The organism is Acidiphilium sp. 34-64-41 (genome assembly GCF_002282635.1).
Lineage (GTDB): Bacteria > Pseudomonadota > Alphaproteobacteria > Acetobacterales > Acetobacteraceae > Acidiphilium > Acidiphilium rubrum.
Genome location: NZ_NCJX01000013.1, coordinates 13,801 through 35,717, shown reverse-complemented (window position 1 = coordinate 35,717; position 21,917 = coordinate 13,801). Strand labels below are relative to the sequence as shown.

Below are 21,917 nucleotides of genomic sequence, written 5' to 3'. Positions count from 1 at the left end.
TCGTCAGGCGCCGATTTTCAGGGTCTGCACCGATTCCTCGAGTTCGGCGAAGCTCGGCATGTGGAGGTTGGGCACCATTTTGCGCCCGATCTCGACACTGACCTGCGGCGCGTTGCCGTGCAGATGCGCGACCAGAACGGCGCGGATCACTTCGAAATAGCGCGAATCCTCCTCGACCACGCCGCGCATCCGCACGGCGAGCGGGCTGACGATGCCGTAGGCCAGCAGAACGCCGAGGAATGTGCCGGTCAGCGCCTCGCCGATCATTTCGCCGAGAATGGCGGGCGGCTGGCTGATATGGGCCATGGTCTTGATGACGCCGAGCACGGCGGCGACGATGCCGAGCGCGGGCAGACCATCCGCCATGGTCTGCAATGTGTGGGCACCGTGCAATTCCTCGTTCAGGGTCTTGCGTAATTCGCGGGCCATGACGTCTTCGATCTGATGGGGATCATCGGCGTTCATGCCGACCATGCGCAGATAGTCGCACATGATGGCCGTCGCGTGGTGGTTTTTCAGGATGCGGGGAAAATGCTGAAATACCGGGCTCTCTTCCGGCCGTTCGATATGGGCTTCGAGCGCCATGGCCCCCTTGGTCGAGGCGAGCCGGACCAGATAGAACAGCATGCAGAGCAATTCGGTGTAGTCGGTCTTTTTGAAGGAGCCGCCCTTCATCACCTTTTTGAAATCGCCCAGCGTGTGTTTGATGGCGTGCATCGAGTTGCCGGCGATGAACGTGCCGATCGCGGCACCGCCGATCGTGACGAATTCCAGCGGCATTGATTTCATTAACGGCCCGATTGCGCCGCCGGTGGCGATAAACACCCCGAATACGCAGACGAGCAGAAAGGCCACGCCTCCCAAAGTCAGCATCACTCACCGAATTATTCAAACAGATCTTCGAATATCGGGTCATGGCGCGGTCGCACCATATGTTTTGACCCCATTCACCGGCGCGGGACGCAATACGAGGATTGCGACCCGCCGGTTGCCTGCGGCGCGCGGCGTTTTTGGTAGCAGCAGATCGCGGTCGGCATAGCCGACCACGGCACTGATCAGCGGTTTCGGCAGGCCGGCCTGCTCCATCAGCCGGCGCGTCGCGTTCGCGCGCTCGACCGACAGATCCCAGTTGCTCTGGCCGGTGCCGATATAGGGCGTGGCATCGGTATAGCCGGAAATCTTGATCGGGTCCGCCAGCTTGTCCAGGATCGGCGTGATCTTGCGGATCAGCGCGCCGGTCATGGCGTTGGGTTCCGATGAACCGAGCTTGAACATCGGCCGCTTGTGGGTGTCCATGATCTGGATTTCGAGGCCCTGCGGCGTTTCGTGGATACTGATCTGATGAGAGAGCACCCGCAGCGCCGGATCGGCTTTGATCGCCTGCGTCATCGCCTGGGATGCGGCGGCGAAGCGGCGATGGCCGAGATTGCCCGCGGCGAGGCCGCCGTTGGCGACGGCGGACACGCTCGGTGCCGCGGGCGGGGGTGTCATGCTCGGCACTGCACCGGTGCCGGGTTTGGCGGCGCCTTGCTGGGTCGTCGTGACATTGGCGAGATGTTGGCCGGTCGCGTTGACCGGGCGGATTTGTTGGCCTTGCGGCACGTGCGGCACGGTTGGCGAGACCGGATTGTGCCCGACGGTGACGCGCACGGCCCCGAGATCGGACGTGAGGGCGCCATGATCGAACGGGGTGCGGCCGCCGAACGGCTTGCCCTCACCGGAGGCGCCACGATTGAGCACATTGGCCTGGCTGAAATAATCGGCGAGGCCGACACGCTGGGCTTCCGTGGTTGCGTTGATCAGCCACATCAGCAGGAAGAATGCCATCATCGCGGTCACGAAATCGGCGTAAGCGACCTTCCAGGCGCCGCCGTGATGGCCGCCCTCGACAATCTCTTCCTTGCGGATAATGACGTTGACCGCCTGATTACCCGCCTTGCCCGCTCGTGGTTTCTTTGAAGCCATCGTTGTTGCACCGCCTTCGGGGGCAGTATCGCGGGGCGGGGTTAACGAAAGACTAATCGGGGTCGGTTAATGCGCGGGCAAAGATGGCGGGGTCGATATTGCCGCCGGACAGGATGACGCCGACGGTCAGGCCCGCGAGCGGCAGGGCTTCGCCGAGCAGGGCCGCAAGCGCCACCGCGCCGCCCGGCTCGACGACCAGTTTCAGGTGCCGTGCCGCAAAACCGATCGCGCGCAGTACCGCTGCATCGGTCACCGCGACCGCGCCGGCGAGCAGGCGCTGGTTGATCGAGAAGGTCAGCGCCCCCGGTGTCATGGCCAGCAGCGCGTCGCACAGCGGTGAACCGGTGCCGTCGTTGGTGATAAGGGTGCCGGCGGCGAGCGAGCGGCCGGTATCGTCCCAGCCTTCGGGTTCAACCGCGATCAGGCGCGTCATCGGCGAGACGCTTTGCAGCGCCAGTGCGCAGCCGGCGGTGAGGCCGCCGCCGCCGGTGCAGACCAGGATGAAATCAAGCTCGGCGCCGGCCGCGCGCGCATCCGCCACCAGTTCGAGCGCGAGCGTGCCCTGCCCGGCGATCACGTCCGGATGCTCGAACGGCGGGATCAACGTGGCCCCGGTGCGCGCCGCGATGTCCTGGCCGATCGCGGCGCGGTCCTCGGTGCGCCGGTCGAACGGCACGATCGTTGCACCCCAGGCGGCGGTCGCTTCGCGCTTGATCGACGGGGCATCGGCCGGCATCACGATGGTCGCACCGATGCCGAGCGCCGCGGCGGCGCAGGCGATCGCCTGACCGTGATTGCCCGAGGAATAGGTGACCACGCCGTGCCGGCGCACCGCTTCCGGCAGGCGGTGCAGCGCGTTGGTGGCACCGCGCAGCTTGAAGCTGCCGGTGCGCTGCAGGGGTTCGGCCTTGATGAACGCGGTCGTGCCGGTCCGTTCATCGAGTGCCGCCGAACGCAGCGTGGGGGTGCGGACGATATGCGGGACGATCAGCGCCGCGGCGCGGTGCACATCGTCGGGCGTCGGGATCATCGTGCCGCTCGCATGATGGCGGATTGGGCGTGGCCCATGAATGTCACCTCGAAGACGTTGTAGGATCGGATCGCCGCACCTGCGCGCCGGCGCGCCATCGTGCCGAGGAAAACGATGCGGGTAAACCGCGGCGCGACCGGGGTGGGCAGATAAACCGGCGCGATCAGCAGCAGGGTCTGACCCGCTTTCAGCCGGGGGCGCGCGAAATACTGCCAACGCGCGCCGATGCCGACCACCGCGAGGTGGCGTGACGCATCATGGCCGAGTTCGGCGACCAGACCGTAATCGACCGCGCCGATGGTATCGACGTGATGAGCCCGTGCCAGCGCACCCAGCGCCGTGGCGAGGCCGCGCCAGCCGGCGAGTTGCAGCGCGGTGGGATCGCGCGCGACCGGGAGCGGCAGCGGTGCGGCGATCGCCTGGGCGTAGACCAAAGCGGACATCGCGGCCCCCAGGGCGGCGGCGGGGGTGAGGAAGCGGCGGGTGATGCCGGGCGCGGCGCCGGCGGCGGCCAGCGCGGCGCCGGGGATCATGATCGCCGGCCAGTTGGGTTGGACCGCACCCGAGAGGATATGTTCGGCGAACACCGCGCCGGGTACCAGTACGGTGAGGGCGACCAGATCGCCGGCCGGGCTGCGCCGGCGCAGTGCTGACCAGAGACCGATGGTCATCAGTACGATCACCCCGGGCGTGACCAGGCCGATCTGGCTGCCGATCAGCCCCGCCAGATGGCCGGGCGCGCCGGCGAGGTCGAGATGCGCGCTGCGGCCGCCCTGCTTGGCGAAGCTGGCCCAGCCGTGATCGGCGTTCCAGAGGATGACCGGGGCGAACACCACGAAGGACAGGGCGAGACCGAGCCAGGGCAGCGGGCGGGCGAGCGCGGCGCGGCCGGCCGGGGTGGTCAGCAGCCAGAGGCCGATCGCGACCAGGATGAGCAGGCCGGTGTATTTGGCATCGAGCGCGAGGCCGGCGGCGAGGCCGGCGGCGAGCCACCAGCGGTCGTCGGCGGTGGCGTGCCAGCGCGCGACGGCGGCGAGTGTCGCGGTCCAGAACAATAACAAAGGTGTATCGGGCGTGGTGACGATGGCGCCGGCGTTGAGCAGCAGGGTGGCGTTCAGCAGCACCGCCGCCATCAGCCCGGCGCTGCGTGCGGGAAACAGATCCTCGCCGGCGCGCCATAGCAGCAGCGAGCCGATGGCGGCACTGATCGGCGAGAGCAGGCGAATCCCCAGCATGGAAGAGCCGAACACGGACGTTCCGATGCGAATCCACCAGGCGATCAGCGGCGAATCGTCGAAATAGCCGGGCTGGAGGTGGCGCGACCAGAGCCAGTAATAGGCCTCGTCCGGCGCGAGCGGGACGATTGCGGCGACGATCAGCCGCAGCGCGGTCAGCGCCGCGAGCAGGATGAGCCAGGCGCGCGGGGTCACCGCGCGCGCCAGACCAGCGTGGCCGATACCGCGTAGTTCCAGACCACGCCGATCGCCGCACCCGCCGCACTCGCGGCGAGTCCGGCGGTGTTGTCGTGATACAGCGCGCGCGCGATGCCGATATTGGCGATCGCGCCCAGGCCGCACACCAGCATGAACAAGACGAGGCCGCGCCAATAGCCGCCTGCGCGCAGCCGCATGGTGCGATAGGTCAGCCGGTTGTTCAGCTCGAAATTCGCGACCATTGCGATGATGGTGCCGATGGTCTGAGCAGTGCCGAAATCGAGGCCGAGATGGCGGGCTGCGCTGGTGACCACCAGATTGACCAGCATGCCGAACGCGCCGACCAGGGCGAAGGCGAGGAAGCGCAGCGGCAGGACGCCGCCCAGCGATTTGTCGATCAGCAGGCCGGCGAATTGGACCAGCACCAGAATGTCGAGCTTGCTTTCGCCGGCGGTGCGCGGGCGGAACTGGTACGGTACCTCGACGATGGTCAGCGGTTGCGGCGATGCCAGCAGCAGGTCGAGCAGGATCTTGAACCCCTGCCCGTTCAGCCGATGCGCCAGCGCCTCGAACCTGGTGCGGCGGAGCAGGAAAAATCCGCTCATCGGGTCGTTGATCGGGGCGCGGGCGAGCATCTGGGCGAGGCTGATGCCGGTGGCGGACAGGCGTTCGCGCAGCGGCGAGGCGAGGCCTGCGGCGTCGCCATCGCCGACGTGGCGGCTGCCGATCGCGATATCCGCGCCGTCTTCGACTTTGTGCAGCATCGCCGGCAGGCGGGTTTCATCGTGCTGGAGATCGCCGTCGATCACCGCGATGAAATCGGCCGAACTCGACAAGGCCCCCTCGATTACCGCCGAGGACAGGCCGCGCCGGCCGATCCGGCGCAGGCAGCGCACCCGTGGGTCTGTGCGCGCGATGCGGCGCACCGTATCGGCCGTGCCGTCCGGGCTGTCGTCATCGACGAACACGACTTCCCAGGCGATGCCGGTGAGCGCGGCATCGAGGGCCGCGACCATCGGGGCGACGTTCAGGGCTTCGTTGTAGCACGGCACGACAACGCAGAGCGCCGGAGCTGGCGCATCGGTCATGGTCAGGCGGGCAGCGCCTCCAGGATCGCCTCGGCGCGGCTGACCTCGAACCCGCCGGCCTGCTCGACCGCGAGATGGGTGACCACGCCGTCCTTGGCGATCAAAGCGAAGCGTTGGCTGCGCACACCGAGGCCGCGTGCCACCAGATCAAGCTCGAGGCCGAGCGCGCGGGTGAACATGCCGGACCCATCAGCCAGGAAGGTGATGTGATCGGCGCCCTTCTGGCTGGCGGCCCAGGCGCCCATCACGAACACGTCGTTCACCGCGAGGCAGATGATGGAATCGACACCCTTGGCCTTCAGCGCATCGTAATGCTCGGTAAAGCCGGGCAGGTGCTTGGCACTGCAGGTGGGGGTGAAGGCGCCGGGCACGGCGAACATCACCACGGTCTTGCCGGCGAACAGATCGGCGGTATCGACCTCCTGCGGGCCTTCGGCGCCGGGGGTCATCAGTTTTATGGACGGCAGCTTGTCACCGACTTTGATCATAGGTTGGTCTCCTGAATGGGGCATCGCTCAGCGGTCTGGTAGCCGAAGTGCCGCGATCCGTGAAGCGGGCACCAGAGTGCGGTCCATTTCGATGACCAGATGGTCTAGGCTGCCGATCCGCTGGCCTCGTGTGCGGCGGCATTCGGTAAATCCCAGCGCGGTCCAGAATGCGAGGGCGGCGTTATTGGCCTCGACCACGCCGAGGCTCAATCGCTGAGCGCCCTGCCCCGCTGCGTGGCGTGCCAGCCCTTCGATCAATGATCGTCCCAGCCCGGTGCGGCGATCGGTTGGGTGGACCATCAGCAGGCCGATGTACCAGATGCCCGGTTCGGGATAGTCACGCACGACATCGATCAGGCATCGCAGCGTATTCGAGTCGCCCCGAACGCCAAGTTTCAGCATGGTATCGAGGCTGCGGCCGGGTGGGCAATCCTGGAAAAACCGCTCGCCGTCCTGTGGCGTCGGTGGCGCGCCGGTGACCATCAGGGCGTAATCGGCGCAGGCGGCGGATAGTTCGGTCACTGCCTCGCGATCAGTGGCATCGTCGAGCATCGAGACGCGGAGGCCGGAAGCTTCGAACAGCATCACCGATCGGACCATGGTTCAGCTATAGCGTTCTTCGAGCCAGGGGTCCGCGTTGTTGTTGTAGCCGCGGGTTTCCCAGAAACCCGGGTGGTCGGCGCCAGCGAAGGTGATGCGGCGGACCCATTTGGCCGATTTCCAGAGATAGTAGCGCGGCACCAGGACGCGGAGCGGGCCACCGTGCTGACGGGTGATCGGTTTGCCCTCCCAGGTATGGACCAGGTAGCAATCCTCGGCGGCGAATTGTTCGAGCGTGAGGTTGGTCGTGTAGTCGTCGTGCGATTCGAACAGGACGTGGGTGGCGGTGTTGTGCGGTTGGACGAGGTCGAGGATGGTGGCGACCGCGATGCCGCGCCAGTGGTTGTCGTAGCGCGACCAGGTGGTGACGCAGTGCATGTCCGACACGCTCTCGTGCTGCGGCAGGTCCATCAGGGCGTTCCAGTCCAGCGTGACCGGGTTGGTAACTTCGCCGTCGATGGTGAGGCGGAAGGCGGCGTGCGGGATTTCCGGTTGGATGCCGAGATCGAGCACCGGCCAGTCGCTCACCAGGCGCTGGCCGGGCGGCAGGCGCTGGGCGTGCGGCGCGGTGGTGCCGGTGAGGGCGCGGCCGTCGCGCGACCAATCCTGTTTGCGGCCGATCAGTTTGTCTTTGATCTGGCCGAGCAGGCTGATGCTGTCCTTGTCGGTCTCGGTCATGGCGGCGCCTTTCAGTGCTGGTGTTGGTGGATCGGGTCGATCCAGGCGACTTCGCTGGGGGTTTCGACCGGGTCGATATCGAGATTGACCACCACCGCTTCGTTGTCGGAGCGGACCAGCATGCATTCCAGCCGTTCATCGGTGCTGGCGTTGATTTCCTGGTGCGGCACATAGGGCGGGATGAAGATGAAATCGCCCGGCCCGGCTTCGGCGGTGAATTCGAGGCGCTCGCCCCAGCGCATCCGCGCCCTGCCCTTCACCACGAAGATCACGCTTTCCAGCGCGCCATGATGATGCGCGCCGGTCTTGGCATCGGGGTCGATGGTGACGGTGCCGGCCCAGAGTTTCTGGGCACCGACGCGGGCGTGGTTGATCGCCGCGGCGCGGCTCATGCCCGGGGTCTGCGGGGTGTTGGGGTCGAGTTGGTCGCCGGGGATGACGCGGACGCCGTTGTGTTGCCAGTCCATGGGGTGCTCCGAGGGAAGGTTAAGTGAGGCCTTCTTTTTTGCAAAAAAGAAGCAAAAAACTTTTTGGAATCGGATCGGGGCTTAGCATCGATTCAGGCGCGCAGGCGTTCTCGTGCGGCTTGGGCGAGGACGCCGGAGCGGCTGAAGCCGTTGCGTTCGGCGTAGCGGTCGATCGCGTGGAGGAGGTCTTCCGGCAAGGTGATATTGACGCGGACCGAGCGCGAATTGGTCTCGGCACGGACCAGGATGCGGGCGGCTTCGACCACGTCGTCGTCGAGCACCAAGGTCGAGAGGTCGGAGGGCGGCGCGATGGAATCGCCGTGCTCGGCGCTGAGTTCAAGCCAGGCCTGGAGGGCGGCTTCGGCGTTGATCGCGGCATCTTGAACCGTGTCGCCAGCGCTGGTGCAGCCGGGGAGATCGGGGAAGAAGACCCCGAAACCGTCGCTGCCGCGTTCGATGATGGCGGGGTAATAGCTGATCATGTCAACCTCGTAATTTCACGCCGGATTGCCGCTCGATGCTGCGTAACGTGCCGCTCAGGCGAGGCGTAAGGCAAGTAAGAAACTTCTTTTTTGTGAACAAAAAAGAAGCAAAAAAAACTTTGTTAATTTGGGTCCGTGCCTTTGAAAACGCCCGTGCCCCAGAGTCAGAAAGTTTTTTGGTTCTTTTTTTCAAAAAAGAACGCCTTGCTTTACCTGTTCCTCAGCAGTCGCGCCTTATCCCGATCCCAATCCCGTTTCGCGACAGCCGCGCGTTTGTCGTGTTGTTTGCGGCCTTCGGCGATGCCGAGCGTGACTTTGGCGACGCCGCGTGGGTTGAAGTGGACATCGAGCGGGACCACGGTCGAGCCGGCGCGGGCGACGGCGCCGATCAGGGTGTTGATTTCCTTGCGTTTGAGCAGGAGTTTGCGCGGGCCTTTGGTATCGAAGCGCGAGAGGACGCCGCCCTGGTATTCGGGGATGTACATGTTGAACAGGAACATCTCGCCGTCGCGTTCGCCGGCGAAGGCCTCGGTGAGAGTGGCGCGGCCCATGCGGAGCGATTTCACTTCCGCGCCGCGTAGCACGATGCCGGCTTCGAGCGTGCTGAGGATGGTGTAGTTGAAGCGCGCCTTGCGGTTCTGTGCTGCGATGCCGTGGGAGATCAGCATCGATTTTTTTTTCGGCTCCGCCATCAGTTGATCAATCCGACGGAGACCATGGCGGCGTGCATCTGGGCGCGCGCGGCTTCACTCAGCGGGGCGAGCGGCAGGCGGCAATCGGGGGTGCCGTAGCCGAGCAGGGAGGCGGCGTATTTGGCCGGCGCGGGGTTGGTTTCGACGAACATGGCATCGTGCAGGGGCAGCAGGCGCGCCTGGATCGCCATGGCGGCGGCGACGTCGCCGCGCTGCCAGGCGTTGTGCAGTTCGGCGCAGAGGCGGGGTGCGATGTTGGCGCTGACCGAGATGCAGCCGTGGCCGCCGGCGGCGAGGAAGGCGAGTGCGGTGTGATCTTCGCCGGAGAGTTGGCAGAAATCGGGGCCGCAGGTGGCGGTGGTGTGCAGCGGGCGCGAGAGGTTGGCGGTTGCGTCCTTCACGCCGGCGATGTTGCGGTGTTTGGCGAGCTTGGCCATGGTTGCCACGCTCATGTCGATCACCGAGCGCGAGGGGATGTTGTAGATGATCACCGGAATGTCGATTGAATCGGCGATGGCGGTGTAGTGCAGGATCAGACCGTCCTGGGTGGGTTTATTGTAATAGGGTGTGACGACCAGGACGCCATCCGCGCCGACCGACTGGGCGTGCTGGGCGAGGTTGATCGCCTCGGCGGTGGCGTTGGAGCCGGCGCCGGCGATGACGGGCACGCGCTTCGCCGCGATGCGGATGGTCAGTTCGACCACGCGCTTATGCTCGTCGTGGCTCAGCGTCGGTGATTCGCCGGTGGTGCCGACCGGCACGAGGCCGTGGGTGCCCTCGGCGATTTGCCATTCGATGAAATTTTCGAGCGCCGCCTCATCGATGCTGCCGTCGGCCTGCATCGGGGTGATCAGCGCTACCAGTGAACCTTGGAACATTGTCGTCTCCGCCATGGGCGATACTTATTCGCAGTACGGGGGGCTGGGCAAGGGATGGGAGCGCGCGGGCAGTCCTGCTAAACTGTGCCGCATGACGAGACTGACGATGCTGCTGGCGCTGTTGATGACCCTCGGGGCGGCCCGCGCGCCGGCCGCCGGCGCCACTGTCGCCCCGCCGGCGCCCGATCCGGTGCTGGTCACGATCATGAACGATGTGCGGTCGAACAACTGGGATCAGGCGCAGAGTCTGGCGGCGGCGCAGCCGGACCGGCTGGTGGCCAAGCTGGTGACGTACTTCCGGCTGCTCGATCCCGACGAGGCGAGCGAGGGGCAGATCGGGGTGTTCATGGCGCGCAATCCGGATTGGCCGGAACAGGCGGTGCTGGCGCGCCGCTGGAGCGAGGCGCTGGCGGCTGACCCGGATGACACGATCGTCCGCCAGGAATGTGGGCAGCGCCTGCCGGTGACCGCCGCGGCGAATGCGCGCTGTGCGGCGGCGTTCGATGTCAGTGATCCGCGCAAGGCGGCGAAATTCGCGCGGCGGGCGTGGATCGATGGGTATAGCGATTCGGTCGATGCCAGCACTTTTCTCGCGCAATATGCGCCGATGCTGACGCCGCAGACCAACTGGGCGCGGTTTCAGCGGTTTGCGCTGGCGGGCAATATTTCGGGCGCGCGGGCGATGCTGCCGCTGCTTTCGCCCGGCGATCAGGCGACCGGGCAGGCCTGGCTGGCGCTGGCGCAGGGGCAGACCGGTGCCGCCGGGTTGGTCGCTGGGCTGACGCCGGCGCAACGGGCGACGCCGGGGCTGTTTCTGGCGCAACTGGCGGCGGCGCCGGATCAGCCGAGCAAGCTGGCGCTTTGGCAATCGGGGGGGATTGCGGCGGAGCTGCGGGCGAGCGGGCTGGCGCGGGCGCTGTTCTGGATCAAGCGCCAGGCGCTGGCGCGGGATTTGTTGCAGACCAATGATGCCAAGGACGCCTACGCGATCGTTGCGGCGGCGCGGCCGGAAAGTGCTGCGCAGAAGGCGAGCCGGGATTTTCTGGCGGGCTTCATCGCGTTGCGGTTCCTGAACGATCCGACTTTGGCGCGGCCGTGGTTTTTGGCGCTGAGCCATGATTCGACGGCGGTGATCACGCGGGCGCGGGCGTTCTACTGGCTGGCGCAGACCGAGACCGGCGGGGCGGCGCGCGCGGATTTGAGCGATGCGAGCGCGTATCCCGATACGTATTATGGTCAGCTGGCGTCGTTGCAGCTGGGGCAGAGTCCGGCGCTGCTGGCCGGGCGGATCCGCGCGATTGCGACGCCGCGGATTACGGTTGCCGAGGAGGCGGGGTTCGCCGAGCGGGAATTGCCGCAGGCGGCGGTGATTTTGACCGAGATGGGCGCGCCGCGGCGGGCGCGGGCGTTTTTGTATCGGATGGCGGAGGTCGCACCGGCGCTGGATGATCGCTACCTTGATGCCCGGCTCGCGGAAGGGCTGGGGCAACTGCCGAGTGCGGTGATGATCGCGCGGATTGCCGGTGTGGCGGGGGACATGCTGGTCGGGCTGGGCTGGCCGATTCCGGCGGGGCTGGTGCCGGCCGATCCGCTGTCCGGCGGGGTGGGGCCGAGCGTGATTTTGTCGCTGATCCGCCAGGAGAGCAGTTTCGATCCGGGGGCGATGAGCGGGTCCGGTGCGGAGGGGTTGATGCAGCTGATGCCGGGGACGGCGCGGATGATTGCGGCGCGATCGGGGCTTGGGTTGCCGGCGGCGGGGTTGATGGGCGATCCGGCGGCGAATATCGGGCTGGGATCGGCGTATTTTGCGACGCTGATGAACCGGTTCGGCAACTGCCTGCCGCTGGCGATCGCGGCGTATAACGCGGGGCCGCGCAATGTGGAGACCTGGCTGGCGGAGAACGGTGATCCGCGCCTGCCGGTGGGTTCGGGCGGGGTGAACATGATCACCTGGATCGAGCTGATCCCGTTCGCCGAGACGCGCAATTATGTGCAGCGGGTGACCGAGGGGATCGTGGTGTATCGGGCGTTGGCGGGCAAGGCGGCGCGCAATCCGGTTGCGCGGTGGTTGCCGCACTCATGAAGATCGCGGTGCTGGCGGCTTCGGGGTGCGGGGTGGGGTATGCGCGCTGGGCGCCGGGGACGTTCGGCTCGGTGCTGGGCGGGGTGATCGGGTGCGTGCTGCTCGATCATGGTCATGCGGTGCTGGCGGCGGGGGTGGTGGTGGCGAGCGTGATCGGGCTGGTGGCGATACCGCGCACCGGCAAGGCGGCGGTCGATCCGGGGTGGATCGTGATCGATGAGGTGGCGGGGCAGATGATCGCGCTGCTGGGGCTGCCGTTTCTGACCGGATCGGGTGTGCTGCTGGCGTTTTTGTTGTTCCGGCTGTTCGATATTCGCAAGCCCTGGCCGATTTCGCTGGCGGATGCGCGGGCGGATGAATGGGGGATCATGGCGGATGACTGGATTGCGGGGGCGTTCGTGGCGGTGATTTTGCTGGGGTTGCGGCTGGTCTGGCCGGGGAGCGGGCTGTGAGCGCGGCGGCGGTGGTGGCGCGGGCGAAGGCGCTGGGGCTGCGCGTGGCGAGCGCGGAGAGCTGCACCGGCGGGATGATCGCGGCGGCGTTGACCGATGTGGCGGGGTCTTCGGCGATGTTCGGGTTCGGGTTCGTGACCTATGCCAATGAGGCGAAGGTCGCGCTGTTGGGGGTGGATGCGGCGGTGCTGGCCGCCGAGGGCGCGGTGAGCGAGGCGGTGGCGCGGGCGATGGCGGCGGGGGCGCGGGCGCGATCGGGGGCGGATGTCGCGGTGGCGGTGACCGGGATTGCGGGACCGGATGGTGGGTCGGCGGGCAAGCCGGTCGGGACCGTGTGGTGCGCGGTGGCCGGGCGGGATGGGGTGGTGGCGGAGCGGCGGGTGTTTGCCGGCGATCGGGCGGCGGTGCGGGCGGCGACGGTGGCTTGGGCGCTTGAGATGGTGATGGCGCGGCTGGTTGTTTAGTTGCTATATCGTAACAATTTGGGCGTGCCGGGGCGGTTTGGCGTCACATGGGATTTTCGAGTGGTTTGTACCAGGGTGGCCAGAAGCGGCTGCCGGGGCCGGGTGGGGTGATGCGGTCCGGGATGGCGCCGGGCGGCATCCTGCGGTTTTGTTTCGGGCGTTTGCGGCGGGGCATGGGTGACACGGCGCGCGGCGGCGGGGCGAGATGGGGTGGGCGGCTGACGCCGAGCATATGGCAGAGCGGGCGCAGGGCACGGCCGAGGGCTGGGTTTTCGAAGATGAGCTGGATCATGGCCGGATCATCGAGCAGGTGGATCAATTCGGCCTGAGCGCAAATGATGCGGTGAAACCGGACCGGCAGGATGTGGCGCAGCCAGAAGAAGCCGCGCGGCAGGATGTAGTCGACCGGGGCGGCGGGCGCGGATTTTGGGCGCGGCGGGCTTGGGTTGCGGGATGGGGTTGGCGGCGGCGGCGGGCGATGCGGGCGCGGTGGTGCGGCGAAGAGCCGGGCGAAGCGGGCGGCGAGTGTGGTGAGGCGCGACCAGAGCAGGTGGCGCAGCGCGCTGGGCAGGCGGGATTCGAACGACTCGGCGATCAGCGTGTCGCACAGGTAGACCATGAACGCGGCGAAGCGGTCGGCGGCGAGGTCTTGCGGGGCGGGGCCGTTGGTGTTCACGCGGGCAGATGACCACGACAGGCGGGGGGTGGGCAAGGAGAAAATAACGCTTGGTTAGTTTTGACGATTTTTGTGACCAAGGCAGGCGGAAGATTTCTGGAATTTGCGCGCAATTCGTGAAAACCGCCCATGCCCCGGAGTCAAAGAGTTTTTTGCTTCTTTTTTGCAAAAAAGAAGTCTTTTCCCTCCCTTAACCAAACCCCACCAGCCCCAGACCGGCGCCGATCGCGAGGAACGCCAGCGGGTGGATCTTGCTGCGCAGGGTGAGGATGGTAACCGCGCCGGAGATGAGGGCGAGGCGCCAGTTGTGGTCGGCGGCGCGGATCAGGAAGGTGGCGGCGGCGAGGACCATGCCGCCGGTGATGGGGGTGATGGCGGCCTGGACGATGCGGCGCCAGCGGGCTTCGCGGAAGCGGTGCCACGCGCCTGAGACCAGCACGGTGAGGGTGCTGGACGGGCCGATCATGCCGAGGGTGGCGACGGCGGCCCCGGGCAGGCCCGCGACGTGCAGGCCGATCAGGGTCGAGATCAGCATGTTGGGGCCGGGGCTGGACTGGGCGACGCCGAACAGGGCGGCGAATTGGGCGGGTGTGAGCCAGTGATGGGCGACCACGGCGCGGGCCATGGCGGGCAGCGTGCTAGCGACGCCGCCGATCGCGAGGATCGAGAGTTCGGCGAACAGCAGGGCGAGGGTCAATAGGATCATTTGACCCGCCTGATCATTTGACCCGCCGGGCGGCGAGCAGCAGCGAGATCGGCAGCGCGATCGCGATGACGAGCGGCAATGCGAGGTGGAGGATGGCGAACAGGACGAAGGCGAGCACCACCATGGCGAGGCCGGTGGGGATGCGCAGCGCGGGGCCGGCGATTTTCAGCGCGGTGGCGAGGATGAGGCCTGAAGCGGCGGCGGTGAGGCCTTCGATGCCGTGATGCACCAGGGGATTTTTGCCGAAGCGTTCGAACAGCAGGCCGAGGGTGATGACGATGGTGATGGGGGCGGCGAGCAGGCCGGCCATGGCGGCGAGCGCGCCGGTGATGCCACGGTGGCGGGCGCCGAACGCGGCGGAGAGGTTGACGATGTTGGGGCCGGGCAGGAACTGGCAGAGGCTGAACAGATCGGCGAATTCGGCATCGGTCAGCCAGTGGCGGCGATCGACCATGATGCGCCGCGCGAAGGGCAGCACGCCGCCGAAACCGGACAGGCCGGCGATGAAGAACCCTTCGAACAGGGCGGCGTGGGTCAGGCGGTCGGGTGCGGCTTCCATGGCGGGAGGGTACGCTTGGGGTGGCGTGATCGACAATCGGGTAGGTTGTTGGCAGGGTTGCGCAATGATCGATGATGGGATGACGGAGGGTTCGGCGCTGCCTGCGTTTATGGCGGAGGAGGCGCTCGCGCTGCGCGCGGGGCCGGCGCCGACGTCGCCGCCGTTGATCGTGGCGTTCATGATTCTGGCACTCGGGGTGGTCGGGCCGGTGGTGTTCGTGCGCGATGCGGTGCCGAGCGTGTTTCTGACGATCGCGAGCCTGCTGATGCCGGTGGCGGGGGTGGTGGCCGTGATTGCATCGGTGGGGTCGTGGCGGCGGCGGCGGGCTGATCCGGCGGTGCGGGCGCGCGCGATCATTGCGCCGGGCGGGGTGACGCTGGTGGCGCAGCCGGGGATGCGCGAGGCGTATGAGTGGGGCGAGATTGCGGGGGCGTTTGTCAGCCGATCGGTGTTCACGCTGCACCTGAGCGATGCCGACGGCAAGGTGACGCGGCGGGCGATTCGCTACAGTGCGCTGGAAACGCCGGTGGAAATGCTGGAGGGGCGGATTGCGGTGGCGATGCGCGCGCATCGCGAGGCGCAGCCATGATTGGCTAACAAGATCGTGATGGCGGCAACGATGTCATGAAAGCTTCATCGAAACCCCGTCGCCTTGTCATGATTGATCGCTTAGACGGCGCGGCAGGGGTTACCGAGATGAACGCCCCGTAGGTTTTCAATGTGCTGTTCGCAACCGAAAGGGAGATCCATCGTGCGATCTGATTCCAAACTGCGCCGCTCTACATTGCTGCGCGCCGCCGCGGCCGCTGCACTGGTCGCCGGCCTCGGCATGGGCGTTGCCCAGGCCGCTGGTGTTTCACTGGTCGAGACCGGTTCGTCGCTGCTGTATCCGCTGTTCAACATCTGGGTGCCGCATTTCGAGAAGGCCCATCCGGGCGTGAAGGTGACCACGCAGAGCACCGGTTCGGGTGCGGGTATCGCGCAGGCGATTTCCGGTGTCGTGCAGGTCGGCGCCTCGGACGCCTATATGTCGGACCAGCAGATCAAGCAGAACCCGGACATTCTGAACATTCCGCTGGCAATTTCGGCCCAGGCGATCAACTACAATCTGCCGGGTCTGAACAACAAGCACATCAAGTTCTCCGGCCCGGTGCTGGCGGGGATTTATACCGGCAAGATCACCAAGTGGAACGATCCGGCGATCGAGAAGCTGAACCCCGGCCTGAAGCTGCCGGATCATCAGATCATTCCGGTGCACCGTACCGATGGTTCGGGCGACACCTTCATTTTCAGCCAGTATCTTGATTTCTCGACGCCGTCCTGGGCGAGCACGGTGGGCTACGGCACCACGGTGTCGTGGCCGGCGGTGCAGGGCGGGCTGGGTGCGAACGGCAACCCCGGCATGGTCGAGGCGCTGAAGCAGAACCCGTATGCGATCGCCTATATCGGCGTGTCGTTCTACAAGGAAGTGGCCGAAGCGCATCTCGGCAAGGCGATGCTGCTGAACAAGGCCGGCAAGTTCGTGCTGCCGACCGCCAAGACGATCAGCGCCGCGGCGGATCAGCTGGTCGGCAAGACGCCGGCGGATGAGCGGATCAGCCTGGTGTTCGCGCCCGGCGCGATGAGCTACCCGATCATCAACTACGAATATGCGATCGTGAATTCCAAGCAGAAGGATGCCGCGTCCGCGAAGGCGGTGAAGGATCTGCTGACCTGGGCCAGCAACGAAGGCAATAACGAGAGCTATTTGAAGCAGGTCGAGTTCAAGGCGCTGCCGCCCGCGGTGAAGAAGCTTTCGGCCGCGCAGATTGCCAAGATCGGTAGCTGATTGCGTTGATGCAGGACGCCCTGCCCGGTTGATTCGGGCGGGGCGTTTTTTGTTTTTAGGGTCGGGAGACGAAGACTACTTTTTTGTAAAAAAGTAGCAAAAAACTTTTATTTATCTGGGGCTGGGGCGTTTGCGGCGGCACGGGCTCAAATTGATGAAGTTTTTTTTTGCTTCTTTTTTGTTCACAAAAAAGAAGACTCTTTGCTTCGCTTAACTTTGCGTTCAGCTTATCCTGTCATGGTGTATTCGGAGTTAAAGATCGATGTCCCTGCCCGATGATCCACCGGCGTCCGCCGTCCAGATTAAGCGCAAGCGCAGCCGGTTTGAACTGGGGCTGACCGGGATTGCATTGCTGATTCCGATCGCGCTGTTCGTGATCGTGCTGTTTCTTGGGCAGTATGCGTGGCAGGCGATCGGGTTCAACGGGATCAGGTTCATCGGTACGATCGATTGGAGCCTGGGCAATTTATATATGAACCCGGTGGTGACGCGCGGGTATTCAGTGCCGCTGGGGGCGAATTACGGCATTCTGGCGTTTATTGTGGGTACGCTGTTTTCCTCGTTCCTGGCGTTGTTGTTCGCGTTGCCGGTGGCGGTGGGGACCGCGATTTTTCTGGCCGAGGCGGTGCCGGAGCGGTTGCGGCCGGCGCTGTCGCTGCTGGTGGAGCTGGTCGCGGTGGTGCCGAGCGTGGTGTTCGGGCTGTGGGGTATTTATGTGCTGGCGCCGCTGATTTCGCATTACATCGGGCCGGGGATTACCGCGGTGCTCGGGTTCATTCCGTTTTTCAACATCCATAACAGTACGGGCAGCGGCTTCGGGCTGCTGGCGGCGGCGATTGTGCTGGCGCTGATGATTACGCCGATCATTGCGACCACGTTGTATGACGCGCTGCGCCAGGTGCCGCGCGAGTTGCGGGAATCGGCGGTGGCGCTGGGGGCGACGCGGTTCGAGGTGGTGATCAAGACCATGCTGCCGACCGTGCGGGTGACGCTGGTGGGGGGCGTGGTGCTCGGGCTGGGGCGCGCGCTGGGCGAGACGATGGCGGTGCTGATGGTTTCGGGCGGGGCGCTGAATTATCTGCCGAAGACGCTGTTCACGCCGATCAGCACGATGGCGGCGTTTATATTGTCGCAGCTGGACAGCGCGCTGGGTGATCCGACCAATATGGCGGTGAAATCGCTGGCGGAGATTGCGCTGGTGCTGTTTCTGATCACGCTGGCGGTCAATGCATTGGCACGGGTGATCGTGCGGGGAGCGACCTTTGTCCGTAACGTTTGAAGCGGCCGCGCCGAAGCGTTCCTCGCTGGAACGGCGGCGGGTGATCATCAGCGCGATCGGCTGGGGATTGTGCGGGTTCGCGTTTCTACTGGTGGCGGTGCCGCTGCTGGATCTGGTGCTGACCATTGTGATCAAGGGCGCTTCGGCGTTTTCGATCACGCTGTTCACGACATCGAGCAACGGGGTGAAGGGCGGGTTGCTCGCGGCGATCGTGGGGACGGCGGTGCTGTCGCTCGGCTCGCTGGTGTTTGCCGTGCCGATCGGCGTCGGGGCCGGGCTGTATTTGTCGGAATACGGGCAGAACCGGCTGGGTTCGGTGATCCGGTTTTTGTCGGACACGCTGACCGGGATGCCTTCGGTCGTTTTGGGTTATTTTTCCTATATTACCATGGTGATCGGGTTCGGCTGGCAGTTTTCGGCGCTGGCGGGGTCGATTACGCTGGCCATCATGATCGTGCCGTATCTGGCGCGGATTACCGAATTGTCGTTGCAACGGGTGCCGGTTGCGATGCGCGAGGCGGCGTTTGCGCTGGGCGCGCAGGAGCGGACGGTGGCGTTCCGGGTGGTGCTGTCGGCCGGGTTGCCCGGGGTGATCACCGGCGTGTTGCTCGGGCTCGCGATTTCGGTGGGGGAGACGGCGCCGCTGATCTATACTGCCGGATGGTCGAATTACGTCTGGAATGGCAAATTCATCCATCAGCCGATCGGGTATCTGACCTATGTGATCTGGACCTTCATCGACCAGCCTTACAAATCGGCGCATGCGCTGGCGTTTGCGGCGGCGCTGCTGGTGATGCTGGTGGTGCTGGCGATCAATATCGGCGTGCGGATCGTGCTGCGGCCGAAGGTGTGACGCGGCGGGTGCGGCCGCGCATCGCTGCATTGCACAAATCGGTTCGTCGCGATCTTCATATCGGGTAGGTCCGATCTATATATCGGTCCATGACGATTGTGGACATTGCGGGCGCGACGCAGGGGTTGGATGAGGGGATCAAAGCCCTGGCTCATCCGGTGCGGCGCGCGATTCTGGCCAAGCTGCGTGAGCCTGAACGGTATTTCGCCGAGCAGGCGCAGCCTTTGAGCCTGGGGGTTTGCGCCGGGCAGATCGAGCAATCCTGCCCGTTATCGCAATCCAGCATTTCGGCCCATCTGGCTGCGTTGCAGGCGGCGGGGCTGATCAATGGCCGGCGGGTTGGGCCCTATGTGTTCTACAAACGTGATGATCTGGCGATCGAGCGGTTGCTGGCGCTGTTGCGCGCTTCGCTCGACCGGCCGGAATGTGCTCCTGAACCAGAAAAATCATCCTGAAAGGCTGATCATGTCGAAATTATTTGAACCTTTGAAGGCCGGGGCGTTCACGCTCCGCAACCGCATCATCATGGCGCCGCTGACGCGCGCGCGGGCCGGCGAGGTGCGGATTCCGAACGCGCTGATGGCGGAATATTACGCGCAGCGCGCCGATGCGGGGATGATTCTCTCCGAGGCGACATCGGTGACGCCGATGGGCGTGGGTTATGCGGCGACGCCGGGGCTGTGGTCGGACGCGCAGGTCGCGGGTTGGCGGCTGGTGACCGAGGCGGTGCATCGCAAGGGCGGGTTGATCCTGGCACAGTTGTGGCACGTCGGGCGGATTTCCGATCCGATGTTCCTGAACGGTGAATTGCCGGTGGCGCCAAGCGCGATCGCGGCGGCGGGGCATGTGAGCCTGGTGCGGCCGGAAAAGCCCTATGTGACGCCGCGCGCGCTGGAGACGGCGGAAATTGCCGGCGTGATCGAGGCGTATCGGGCGGCGGCGGCGCATGCGAAGCTGGCCGGGTTCGACGGGGTCGAGATCCACGGGGCGAACGGGTATCTGCTCGATCAGTTCCTGCAGGACAGCACCAATCAGCGCACGGATCGCTACGGCGGCTCGCTGGAAAACCGCGCGCGGTTGATGCTGGAAGTGACGGACGCGGTGATCGGCGTGTGGGGTGCGGATCGGGTCGGGATGCATCTGGCGCCGCGCGGCGATGCGCATGCGATGGGTGATTCCGATAAATTGACGACGTTCAGCTATGTGGCGCGCGAATTGGGCAAGCGCGGCCTCGCGTTCATTGCGGCGCGCGAGCACAAGGCGGCGGATTGGATCGGGCCGCAGTTGAAGGCGGCGTTCGGTGGCGTTTATATCGGCAACGAAGGCTTCACCAAGGAGAGCGCCGAGGCGGCGATTGCGGCCGGCGAGGTCGATGCGGTGGCGTTCGGCAAGGCGTATATCGCCAATCCCGATCTGGTGGCGCGGTTTGCGGCGGATCTGCCGCTCAATCCGCCGCTCAGCATGGCGAGCTTCTATCAGGGCGGCGCCGAGGGGTATACGGATTATCCGCTGGCGCAGAAAGCGGCTTGATTTGACAACAGCCGGGGCCTTGAGCCCCGGTTTTTTTGGGAGAGATGAGCATGCGGTTCAAGGATCGGCGCGTGGTGGTGATGGGCGGCAGCCGGGGGATCGGGCTTGCGATCGCCAAGGGATTTGCCGCCGAGGGCGCGGCTGTCGCGATTTGCGCGCGCGGCGCCGAAGGGCTGGAGACGGCGCGCAAGGCGATCGGCGCGCTGGGCGGTGCTGTGTTCGCGGCCCCGTGCGATCTGGCGGATGCGGCGCAGATTGCCGCGTTCATTCCCGAGGCGGCCGGGGCGCTGGGTGGGATGGACGTGCTGGTGAATAACGCGTCGGGCTTTGGGATGACCGATGACGAGACCGGGTGGGATGCCTCGCTCCGCGTCGATATCATGGCGATCGTGCGGGCGAGCCAGGCGGCGGTTGCATTCTTGCAGGCTGATGAGGGCGGGTCGATCATCAATATCGCGTCGATCTCGGGGATGCGCGCGTCGACCCGCAGTGGCCCCTACGCGGCGGCCAAAGCGGCGGTGATCAATTATACCGCCTCGCAAGCGGCAAAACTGGCGCGCCAGAACATCAGGGTCAACGCAATTTCCCCCGGCGCCATCGAATTCCCCGGCGGCGTCTGGGATAAGCGCAAGCAGGATAATCCGAAATTATACGAAACGACCCTCGCCTCCATCCCGTTCGGACGGCTGGGAACCGCCGAAGAGATCGCGGACGTCGCCCTGTTCCTGGCATCACCGGCCGCACGCTGGATCACGGGGCAAAACATCGTGGTCGATGGCGGTCAACTGCTAAGCTGATACCACCGCCGGTATTTACGATTGCCTACCCCCTCTGGCCCTATGGTAAATACGATGCATGACAAAACGCGATATCGGGATTGCCCTATCGGGTTCGGGCTTGTTGTTGGGGGCACATATCGGGGCATTGCGTGCCGTGGAGCAGGCAGGATTTTCTGTGGCGGAAATCGCCGGCACCAGCGGCGGTGCGATCATCGCTGCCAGTTACGCCGTTGGCATGACGCCGGATATGCTGGAGCGGTTATATCTCGCTGCTGATTTCCGGGCACTGCTGCCGCTGCGTTTTTACCTGACAGCGGGCATCAGGCTACTGCTGACCAAAGGACTGGTCAGTCCGGCTCCGTTCGAGGCGTGGTTGCGCCAGACTTTGGGGGAGGTGACACTGGGGCAGACGCGGTTTCCCTGCACCATTGTCGCCTCCAACCTCACCACGGAGCGGAGCGAGATTTGGCGGAGCGGCACGACGCCCGACATCCCCTTATGGCAGGCGGTGATGGCTTCGGCAGCGTTTCCCTTGGTGTTTCCGCCTGTCCGCCTCGGTGGATCATGGTTGCAGGACGGTGGGTTGTTCGACGATATCCCCGTCGATCAGCTTAATCAGGCACTCCGCCTCGGTGTGGTTGTCGGGGGCAGACCGACACCGCTGGTCGGCTCGCCCAGCCTGATCGGGCTATTGATGCGCGATATCGAGACGCTATTTCTGGCCAATTCCGCACATGTGGTGGATAGCTTGCCGAAAGAGGGCACCGCGCTCGCTTATGTCGAAGGGGTCGGTGTGCCGATTTTCGACACCGGCATTTCGTTGGTCCTGCGCCAAAAATTGATTGCCGCCGGGTTCGAGGCGGCGAACAACGCGCTCAGCACGTTGACCGCAAAGCCGACGTAACGG

General features: G+C 65.4%; 26 protein-coding genes. 11 read left to right on the top strand and 15 right to left on the bottom strand.

Going from position 1 to position 21,917, the window contains the following annotated elements:
• Positions 1-3: 3 nt before the first annotated feature.
• The 12 genes from motA to dapA form a co-directional block, all read right to left on the bottom strand.
• Positions 4-873, bottom strand: coding sequence for a flagellar motor stator protein MotA (motA, locus tag B7X49_RS04105; protein WP_286703534.1), 870 nt, complete (start codon positions 871-873; stop codon positions 4-6).
• Positions 874-912: 39 nt separating this feature from the next.
• Positions 913-1,965, bottom strand: a complete 1,053-nt coding sequence (locus tag B7X49_RS04100; protein WP_286703533.1) for a flagellar motor protein MotB — start codon at positions 1,963-1,965, stop codon at positions 913-915.
• 52 nt (positions 1,966-2,017) lie between these two features.
• A complete protein-coding gene (locus B7X49_RS04095) occupies positions 2,018-2,995 on the bottom strand; it encodes a threonine/serine dehydratase (protein WP_286703532.1) in 978 nt (325 codons plus the stop codon).
• Positions 2,992-4,425 (bottom strand): glycosyltransferase family 39 protein, encoded by a 1,434-nt coding sequence (locus tag B7X49_RS04090; protein WP_286838367.1) that lies wholly within the window; start codon positions 4,423-4,425, stop codon positions 2,992-2,994. Before B7X49_RS04090 ends, B7X49_RS04095 begins: the two co-directional genes overlap by 4 nt.
• Positions 4,422-5,516, bottom strand: coding sequence for a glycosyltransferase family 2 protein (locus tag B7X49_RS04085; RefSeq protein WP_286838364.1), 1,095 nt, complete (start codon positions 5,514-5,516; stop codon positions 4,422-4,424). The genes B7X49_RS04090 and B7X49_RS04085 overlap by 4 nt, the downstream gene beginning before the upstream one ends.
• Positions 5,517-5,518: 2 nt before the next feature.
• Positions 5,519-6,004, bottom strand: a complete 486-nt coding sequence (locus B7X49_RS04080; protein ID WP_286703529.1) for a peroxiredoxin — start codon at positions 6,002-6,004, stop codon at positions 5,519-5,521.
• 27 nt (positions 6,005-6,031) lie between these two features.
• Positions 6,032-6,604, bottom strand: a complete 573-nt coding sequence (locus B7X49_RS04075) for a GNAT family N-acetyltransferase (RefSeq protein ID WP_286703528.1) — start codon at positions 6,602-6,604, stop codon at positions 6,032-6,034.
• Between the two features lie 3 nt (positions 6,605-6,607).
• Positions 6,608-7,282: a molybdopterin-dependent oxidoreductase gene (locus B7X49_RS04070; protein WP_286703527.1), complete on the bottom strand. Its 675-nt coding sequence runs from the start codon at positions 7,280-7,282 to the stop codon at positions 6,608-6,610.
• 11 nt (positions 7,283-7,293) lie between these two features.
• On the bottom strand, positions 7,294-7,749 hold the full coding sequence (locus B7X49_RS04065; RefSeq protein ID WP_286703526.1) for a cupin domain-containing protein: 456 nt from the start codon (positions 7,747-7,749) through the stop codon (positions 7,294-7,296).
• Positions 7,750-7,841: 92 nt separating this feature from the next.
• Positions 7,842-8,231 (bottom strand): type II toxin-antitoxin system HicB family antitoxin, encoded by a 390-nt coding sequence (locus B7X49_RS04060; RefSeq protein WP_286703525.1) that lies wholly within the window; start codon positions 8,229-8,231, stop codon positions 7,842-7,844.
• 209 nt (positions 8,232-8,440) lie between these two features.
• A complete protein-coding gene (gene smpB / locus B7X49_RS04055) occupies positions 8,441-8,923 on the bottom strand; it encodes an SsrA-binding protein SmpB (RefSeq protein ID WP_029311192.1) in 483 nt (160 codons plus the stop codon).
• Positions 8,923-9,801 carry a 4-hydroxy-tetrahydrodipicolinate synthase gene (gene dapA, locus B7X49_RS04050; protein ID WP_286703524.1) on the bottom strand — a complete coding sequence of 293 codons (879 nt, stop codon included), beginning with the start codon at positions 9,799-9,801 and terminating at the stop codon, positions 8,923-8,925. The genes smpB and dapA overlap by 1 nt, the downstream gene beginning before the upstream one ends.
• A 91-nt stretch (positions 9,802-9,892) precedes the next feature.
• On the opposite strand from dapA, the gene B7X49_RS04045 reads away from it, so the two are divergent.
• The 3 genes from B7X49_RS04045 to B7X49_RS04035 are packed head-to-tail and all read left to right on the top strand — an operon-like array spanning position 9,893 to position 12,800.
• Positions 9,893-11,884, top strand: coding sequence for a lytic transglycosylase domain-containing protein (locus tag B7X49_RS04045; protein WP_286703523.1), 1,992 nt, complete (start codon positions 9,893-9,895; stop codon positions 11,882-11,884).
• On the top strand, positions 11,881-12,336 hold the full coding sequence (locus B7X49_RS04040) for a phosphatidylglycerophosphatase A (protein WP_286703522.1): 456 nt from the start codon (positions 11,881-11,883) through the stop codon (positions 12,334-12,336). Before B7X49_RS04045 ends, B7X49_RS04040 begins: the two co-directional genes overlap by 4 nt.
• Positions 12,333-12,800 carry a CinA family protein gene (locus B7X49_RS04035; protein WP_286703521.1) on the top strand — a complete coding sequence of 156 codons (468 nt, stop codon included), beginning with the start codon at positions 12,333-12,335 and terminating at the stop codon, positions 12,798-12,800. The genes B7X49_RS04040 and B7X49_RS04035 overlap by 4 nt, the downstream gene beginning before the upstream one ends.
• A gap of 43 nt (positions 12,801-12,843) precedes the next feature.
• On the opposite strand, the gene B7X49_RS04030 is transcribed toward B7X49_RS04035, so the two are convergent.
• The 3 genes from B7X49_RS04030 to B7X49_RS04020 form a co-directional block, all read right to left on the bottom strand.
• Positions 12,844-13,476, bottom strand: coding sequence for a hypothetical protein (locus B7X49_RS04030; protein ID WP_286703520.1), 633 nt, complete (start codon positions 13,474-13,476; stop codon positions 12,844-12,846).
• A gap of 190 nt (positions 13,477-13,666) precedes the next feature.
• Positions 13,667-14,182, bottom strand: a complete 516-nt coding sequence (locus tag B7X49_RS04025) for a chromate transporter (RefSeq protein WP_286703519.1) — start codon at positions 14,180-14,182, stop codon at positions 13,667-13,669.
• A gap of 13 nt (positions 14,183-14,195) precedes the next feature.
• Complete coding sequence (locus tag B7X49_RS04020; protein ID WP_286703518.1) at positions 14,196-14,741, bottom strand: chromate transporter; 546 nt, start codon at positions 14,739-14,741, stop codon at positions 14,196-14,198.
• Between the two features lie 64 nt (positions 14,742-14,805).
• On the opposite strand from B7X49_RS04020, the gene B7X49_RS04015 reads away from it, so the two are divergent.
• The 8 genes from B7X49_RS04015 (at position 14,806) to B7X49_RS03980 (ending at position 21,914) form a co-directional block, all read left to right on the top strand.
• A complete protein-coding gene (locus B7X49_RS04015; RefSeq protein ID WP_286703517.1) occupies positions 14,806-15,330 on the top strand; it encodes a hypothetical protein in 525 nt (174 codons plus the stop codon).
• A gap of 162 nt (positions 15,331-15,492) precedes the next feature.
• Positions 15,493-16,569: a phosphate ABC transporter substrate-binding protein PstS gene (gene pstS / locus B7X49_RS04010; protein ID WP_286703516.1), complete on the top strand. Its 1,077-nt coding sequence runs from the start codon at positions 15,493-15,495 to the stop codon at positions 16,567-16,569.
• Positions 16,570-16,831: 262 nt separating this feature from the next.
• Entirely contained in the window at positions 16,832-17,848 is a 1,017-nt protein-coding gene (gene pstC, locus B7X49_RS04005) for a phosphate ABC transporter permease subunit PstC (RefSeq protein WP_051657226.1), read from the top strand.
• Positions 17,832-18,701 carry a phosphate ABC transporter permease PstA gene (gene pstA / locus B7X49_RS04000; protein ID WP_029311181.1) on the top strand — a complete coding sequence of 290 codons (870 nt, stop codon included), beginning with the start codon at positions 17,832-17,834 and terminating at the stop codon, positions 18,699-18,701. The genes pstC and pstA overlap by 17 nt, the downstream gene beginning before the upstream one ends.
• Before the next feature lie 89 nt (positions 18,702-18,790).
• Positions 18,791-19,156 (top strand): helix-turn-helix transcriptional regulator, encoded by a 366-nt coding sequence (locus B7X49_RS03995; RefSeq protein ID WP_286703515.1) that lies wholly within the window; start codon positions 18,791-18,793, stop codon positions 19,154-19,156.
• A gap of 10 nt (positions 19,157-19,166) precedes the next feature.
• Positions 19,167-20,231 (top strand): alkene reductase, encoded by a 1,065-nt coding sequence (locus tag B7X49_RS03990; RefSeq protein ID WP_286703514.1) that lies wholly within the window; start codon positions 19,167-19,169, stop codon positions 20,229-20,231.
• 50 nt (positions 20,232-20,281) lie between these two features.
• Entirely contained in the window at positions 20,282-21,028 is a 747-nt protein-coding gene (locus tag B7X49_RS03985) for an SDR family NAD(P)-dependent oxidoreductase (protein ID WP_286703513.1), read from the top strand.
• A gap of 58 nt (positions 21,029-21,086) precedes the next feature.
• Positions 21,087-21,914, top strand: coding sequence for a patatin-like phospholipase family protein (locus B7X49_RS03980; protein WP_286703512.1), 828 nt, complete (start codon positions 21,087-21,089; stop codon positions 21,912-21,914).
• The last annotated feature ends 3 nt before the right edge of the window (positions 21,915-21,917 follow it).